Raw genomic sequence first — 4,942 nt, forward strand, 5'->3', positions numbered from 1 at the left:
TCGTGAGCCGGAGCGATTCCCAGAGCTCTGGCGAAAAAGCCATCCATGCGTCAACTCTAGCTTTGCACGTAGCCACCCCCGCGCGATAATCGCGTGGAGTTTTTGCCATTTGAGAAAGTCGACGAAGGCGGCCGACAGTTTATTGTAGGTGCCAGTCTCCAACAGCACGGCGTCTTGCCCATAAGACTCCTGCGCCACCAGCCAGCGGCAACGGATTTTGCTGTTTGTAAGCTCGGGCGGCGCGACAAATCCGAGTTCGGCATTGCCGGTCTCGGGTTGATAGGCGTGTGTGATGCTGGCGCCACCGGCCTTATTTGGCTGAATCGCCGCACTGACACCTAGCACTTTCGTTACCTGCACCGCCGTTGCGCCATCATAAGGTGCGGCGGCCGGATTGCAGATCGATGATTTTGCCACAGACATCATCTGAAGGCTATCCGCGCGATTGGCGAACTTCACATTCGAACGCCACAGCACGAACTTGCCGCTCTTTAGTCGTGAAGCTGCTTGCGATACCCGGAGAGGCTTCTCCATCGACTTACTTGGGCGGAACTGGTCGGCCGACAGAAGGATACAAAATGCGCGGGTTGGATGATCCGGCTGCAAAAATGTCCGTTCGCGCGAGAGCTCAACCCGGCCTCGAGCCGGATCGTCTGAATGAGCGGTGCTGCAATCTCGTTGCCCGGCAGACGGAAGTTTGCGGCAATAGTGGGACTGATGTTGACCGCTGCTGCTATTCCGAGCAGGAGCAGGATCAGGATTAAGGTTGCATTTATCAGGATCAATCGGGCAAGCCTCATTGGGAGTTCTTTCGGAGCGGGGCGGCTGCGACCACTTTGGCCGCGGCGGCTTATGCTCCTCATCCCAGCAATCGGCGTGCCGCTCGCGGAATATGATGCGCGCCTTGCGCCATAGCAGCCAAACACGCTTAAGCGCCAGCGTGGCTGTTGAATTGCGGCGGAATGGCCTCAGCGCCGTGTCAGCTTCCGACTTCGGCGTCTTCAACCGAACATCTCTAGCCTCTTGAACGAAAAACTTCTGGCATTACTCTGCCCAAAGTTGGCTCCGCCGCGCCGTGATGTCCGATTTTGGATCTTTGAACGGCTCGACTCCGATCTCCGGACCGGCTGACCCGACGTGGCCGCCTGGGGTGTCGGAATACGATAAGTTCTGCCTTCACGTCTGCCACTACGAAGCGTCCGTTCGACGAGAACTCTGGGGCAGACGTCTCGTCCAGGCGCGGCGGGAGCTCGGCGTAGATGGCCCGGTGAAGGAGCATCGAGGCTGTCGTTTTTAACTGTGCGAAACTACGACGCGAGGCTCGATAACGCCCGAGGGCAGCTTGCATCAAGGTCTTAGGCGCATGTCTCCAAACGTCGATAATGTGGATGCGTACCATCCAAAAAATCAATTTTACCAATGTCGCGGAATGTTGCATTGACAGCACCTGACGCCCGACGAATCACGTCACTGCTTCTGTCGCGCGGCGCGGCTGAAAGGCAGTGCGTTCGCGTCGAAGCGCCTAATGGAAGCAGCAGCATGGCAGATCAATTCGCGAAGGAAATTGTTGCACGAACAAGGAAAACGCTGTCGGCGGCCGCGAGACATCGACCACCACGGAACTGACCTGGTGTGGCATCCAGTCACTGGAGTTGCGGACATCATCTGCGTGGCGCAGTCCTACGCGATCGACGATTGAGATGAACACGGATGACGCCTGATCGAATCTCAAGTCTATCGGCGACGAACCTGTCCGCGGCGTGGTCGCTGAGAAGGCCTGAACGGGGAGGCGCGTCGTCGTTTCCGGAATGGGCGGGACCGGCGGCGCTTCCATTTATAGGGAGATGCGAAGGCCGCTCCGCCAGTGACCCGATTGCAACTCTGAGCTCAGGATAAGGGCCAAGCTCAAAACGCTGCCCGAGCATTAAATCGCCCGCAAGCAGCTGGTCGATCTCGAGGCCGCGCCCAATCTGGCGCGCGCGAGCGCAAGGTGCGCGTGGCGCTGAACAACGCCTCTGCCTTCGGCGGAACAAACGCGTTTCTGGCATTCAACCAAATACATTTAGGAGAAAGTCTGTCCACAGTCTCGCCGGTTGAACGGCAGCATGGCTTCGGCGCGTGGTGCGCGTCTTGCTTAACGAGAGAAAAACACACGTAACTGCCAGCAAATCGCGCTGCCGGCTGTCGGAGTTCCGACATCGCCGTCTTCAATTGCGCACGGCTGGCATGACAAGGCTCGTCTGATGCCGTCGCCTCTCAACGCGCGGTGGCTCGGTGTTCGAGTTCATATTGGGAAGGAGCGTCATGACCACCATCGCAACTGCCGCACCCGCGCCGGTGTCGAGAACTTGGTACAAAATCCTCTACGTTCAGGTGCTGATCGCGATCCTGATTGGCGTCGTCGTCGGTTGGCTGTGGCCGTCGCTCGCGACCAGCGATTGGGTCAAGGCGCTTGGTGACGGGTTCATCAAGCTGATCAAGTTGGTCATCGCGCCCATCATCTTCTGCACCGTGGTCTCGGGCATTGCGCACATCCAGGATGCGAAAAAGGTCGGCTGGGTCGGCCTCAAGGCGCTGGTCTATTTCGAGATCGTCTCCACTTTTGCCTTGTTGCTCGGCCTTCTGATGGGCAATCTTTTCCAGATCGGCCACGGCCTTGCGGCCAAGCCCGATGCCGCAGCCGTCGCCAACTACGTGGAGCAGGCGGAAGCTTCGAAAACCGTCGATTTCATCCTCAATATCATTCCCGACAGCGTGGTCGGCGCGCTGGCGCGCGGCGACATCCTGCAGGTACTCTTATTTGCCATCCTGTTCGGCTTCTCGCTGATGGCGCTGGGTGAGCGCGGCGAGAAGTTGCGCGGCATGATCGACGACACGGCGCACGCGGTGTTCGGCGTCATCGCTATTGTCATGAAGGCCGCGCCGATCGGCGCGTTCGGCGCCATGGCCTTCACGATCGGCAAGCTCGGACCCTCGGCGCTCGGCAATCTAATCGGCCTAATCGCACTGTTCTACGCCACGGCCGCGCTGTTCGTGGTGGTCGTGCTCGGTCTGATCGCGCGCTCCGTTGGCTTTTCGATCTTCAAGTTTATCGCTTATATCAAAGACGAGCTCTTGCTCGTGCTCGGCACCTCGTCCTCGGAAAGCGCGCTGCCGCAGTTGATGAAGAAGCTTGAGCGGCTCGGCTGCTCCAAGCCCGTGGTCGGGCTCGTGGTGCCGACCGGCTACTCGTTCAACCTCGATGGCACCAACGTCTACATGAGCTTGGCAACGTTATTTATCGCGCAGGCGCTCGGGGTCGATCTTACCTTCGGCCAACAGCTCACGATCCTGATCGTGGCGATGCTGACGTCGAAAGGCGCAAGCGGTATCACCGGGGCCGGCTTCATCACGCTCGCGGCGACGCTATCAGCGGTTAATCCGGCGCTAGTGCCTGGCATGGCAATCGTGTTCTCGATCGATAAATTCATGAGCGAGGTGCGCGCCCTTACCAATATCACGGGCAACGGTCTTGCCGCGGTGTTCGTGTCCTGGTGGAAGGCGAGCTCGATCAAGCCACGCTCCATGCGCGGCTCAACCAGGAAAGCGATCGTTGTCCCTTGTTAACTGCAGTAGGTGCGCGATACCGCTGATCACGAGGCGGTTGTCCCTCGAAAACGGGGCCGTGGCAGTTAAGCGATCGATCCGTCGTCGATTTTCGTCCATCAGTCACAACAGATCTCGGTTATGCCACCCACCGCTCTCATCCCTCGGTGGTGCTATCGCATACGTGACGCGGCACCAGACATTACTACTGCGCGGCGGGCGATATACCCATTTTCGAGCGGCCAGAAATGTCACTGATTGCTGCGAGAATCGCGTCCATTTGCGTTTTTGTGCCGATGCTAACGCGGATACAGTCTTCAAGACCTTCATCAGGGAAAAAGGCAACGAGTATCTTTTGCCTTTCCAAAGCCAGCTGCCACCATCTGCCGTCGTGTCCCGCGGGCACACGGACTAGCAAGAAATTTGCGTCGGAGGGCGTTGCAGACAATCCAAGTTGTGACAGTGCGCTCGCCACTCGTTCTCTTTCCTGCGTGATGTGCCTATGGTTATCTTCGTAGATGGCGCGGTGCGCAAGAACGCTGATGCCCACCGCGTGACCGATCACATTCATGTTGAAGACGTTCTGGATGTTACGAAGCCTTCCGATAAGCTCTGGGTGGCCTAGTCCGAAGCCGACGCGAATGCCAGCGGCGGCGTAGCTCTTCGAAAATGTTCTTAAGATCAGAAGAGTCGGATAGCGGCTTAGGAGGCGTAGGCCATTATCAGGCGCAAAATCGACATACGCCTCGTCCAACACGACTAGACGGTCCGATTCTGCCACAAGGCGTTCGATGTCAGCGATCGGAATGAACGTTCCGGTTGGATTATTCGGATTAGCTACCAGAACGAACTTCGCGGCTTTTTCGCAACCCAACAACAATTGCTCTATAGGCAAGGACTGAGGTTCGTCACATCTGACTTCGAGAAGTTGAGCCCCTTGCAACATAGCAAGTTTGCGATTGAATGAAAAACCTGGAGACAGCATTGCCACGCTCTCGCCCGGGGCAAGAAAGGCTCTGTAGATCAGCCCCAGAATCTCAGATGATCCATTGCCGGCAATCACATGATCCGTCGCTACGCCGTACGCATTGGCAGCTGCTTCCCGCAAGCTGAGGTTGTCATCTTCGGGATAAAGATACTGCCGCTCAAGGGCGATAATTGCACTTTGCCATACGATCGTTGGCAGTGGAAATGGGTTCTCATTGGTATCTAGCTTCACGTAAGTTGCATCCGGCGCAGTCCGGCCGGCCGGCGGAGCATTCAACTGTCTCGCTGTCTGCGAAAGAGAAGACAGCACATTCTACAATTTTGCATCCGACATCGTGTTCTTCCTTTGATTCGCCGGGGACAATCGCGG

2 protein-coding genes and 1 pseudogene are annotated in these 4,942 nt (G+C 57.5%); 1 reads left to right on the forward strand and 2 read right to left on the reverse strand.

The window, feature by feature from the left end; genetic code table 11:
• Positions 1–1,005: type 2 periplasmic-binding domain-containing protein (locus tag CWO89_RS40685; protein WP_130583883.1), on the reverse strand; the 1,005-nt coding region annotated here is incomplete at its 3' end.
• Between the two features lie 1,299 nt (positions 1,006–2,304).
• On the opposite strand from CWO89_RS40685, the pseudogene dctA reads away from it, so the two are divergent.
• Positions 2,305–3,632: pseudogene (gene dctA / locus CWO89_RS40690) on the forward strand (C4-dicarboxylate transporter DctA).
• A 158-nt stretch (positions 3,633–3,790) separates the two neighbouring features.
• On the opposite strand, the gene hisC reads toward dctA, so the two are convergent.
• The gene (gene hisC / locus CWO89_RS40695) at positions 3,791–4,882 is read right to left on the reverse strand and encodes a histidinol-phosphate transaminase (protein ID WP_245476803.1); all 1,092 of its coding nucleotides are present in this window, start codon (positions 4,880–4,882) and stop codon (positions 3,791–3,793) included.
• Positions 4,883–4,942: the final 60 nt, after the last annotated feature.

The sequence above is a fragment of the Bradyrhizobium sp. Leo170 genome, from assembly GCF_004296405.1.
GTDB lineage: Bacteria > Pseudomonadota > Alphaproteobacteria > Rhizobiales > Xanthobacteraceae > Bradyrhizobium.